The following is a 1,374-nucleotide window of genomic DNA, read 5'->3' as shown; positions in this document are numbered from 1 at the left end:
AGCCGAACCAGTCACCAACGATCAAGACCCGAACACCGCCACATGGGGCCAAAATTCATGCAGATCAGTGGGGCCAAACCACTTGACGAAACGCAGGGGTCAGGCGTGGCCGGACAACGACCCTCTGCATGGTGCCTATGCCGTCGACGTAGCCCTCCTCCATGAGCCACTCGACCGCGTCGTTCAGCTCCTCGCGGGTAACTTCCAACTCAGACCAGGACGTCGCGGTCATGAACGGTTCCGGTAGAGCCTCGGCGATGGTGGCCCCGGTGATGCGCAGCTCGTACAGCCACGCCAGCACGCCGTCCCGTAGATTCCACAGACGCTCGGCTTTGTTCATCGCGGTTCCTCCTCTGCTTGCCGGTGGCGGGTCAGCGTAACCGCGAGGTCCGACATTGATGATGGAAGAGCGTTACCGCGCAGGTCGTGACTCTGGGTCCGACTGACGCCCTGCTGGGTTGTCCATAACTTGATTTGTCCGGCCTGCGTGGTGCGCGTCTTGTTCACGCCGGACAGGACGGACATGACCTAATCAGGAGCCTGGCAGTTCCTCATCAATGTCTTGTCTGCCCGCCCTGGCCGGTGTGTGCCCACCTAACGCTGGTCAGAAGGGACACCATCATCTTGACAGAATCTGTGCTCATCGTCGCCGGTGCGGATACCCACGCCGACACCATTCAAGTCGCCGCCATCACCATTACCGGCGTCCTGGCCGGCGACCGCGAGTTCCCGACGACACGGGCCGGTTACGCTGCGGCAATCAGGTTCCTGCGCTCGCTGGGCCAGGTGCAGCGGATCGGGGTCGAGGGCACCGCCAGCTACGGTTCTGGGCTGACCCGGGCACTCATCGCAGCGGGCATCGAGGTCGTCGAGGTGACCAGGGCAGTCAAGTCGAGCCGCCGGCTCAAGGGCAAGTCCGACCCGCTCGATGCCTACAGTGCTGCCCGTACCGCGTTGGCCGGCGACGGGCTGGCCACTCCGAAAGACGATGCCACCGCTGGATTGCGCGCTTTGCACCATGCGCGCCGTTCGGCGGTCAAGCATCGCACCGCGGTAATCAATCAACTCAAGGCCATGCTGGTGTCCGCACCGGACTCTGTGCGTGAAAAATACCGCGGCCTAACGACATTCAGGTTGATCGAGGCGATCGCCCGCTGCCGACCCGACTCACAGACCGAATCGTGGGCGCAGTCGGTGCTCATTGCGGCCAAGATGCTCGCCCAACGCGTGCAGTTCCTCGAAACCCAGGCAGAGGCTATCCGAGCCCAAATCGACGCCTTAGTGGTCTTACCCGTTAATTCGTCTGGGGTCATGCGGCAGCGGTGTAGTGGTCGATCCTGGTGAGTTGTTGGTGGAGGTCGGCGCTGGTGTATC

General features: G+C 62.7%; 2 protein-coding genes. One reads left to right on the top strand and one right to left on the bottom strand.

Features of this window, described 5'->3' with window-relative positions; translation table 11 throughout:
* Nucleotides 1-64: 64 nt before the first annotated feature.
* Nucleotides 65-340 (bottom strand): hypothetical protein, encoded by a 276-nt coding sequence (locus AC2VON_RS02265; RefSeq protein ID WP_486951482.1) that lies wholly within the window; start codon nucleotides 338-340, stop codon nucleotides 65-67.
* Nucleotides 341-624: 284 nt separating this feature from the next.
* Here AC2VON_RS02265 and AC2VON_RS02260 point away from each other — a divergent pair, with 284 nt between their 5' ends.
* Entirely contained in the window at nucleotides 625-1,344 is a 720-nt protein-coding gene (locus AC2VON_RS02260) for an IS110 family transposase (protein WP_486951481.1), read from the top strand.
* Nucleotides 1,345-1,374 lie beyond the last annotated feature (30 nt).

This window comes from Mycobacterium sp. TH-M82 (assembly GCF_057473605.1).
The sequence above is the reverse complement of the archived record's forward strand: the minus strand, read 5'-3'. Positions and strand labels throughout refer to the sequence as shown.

Bases quoted from the DNA above. Each gene is read 5' to 3' on its own strand.
- AC2VON_RS02265 (WP_486951482.1), bottom strand. From the start codon at position 340: ATGAACAAAGCCGAGCGTCTGTGGAATCTACGGGACGGCGTGCTGGCG.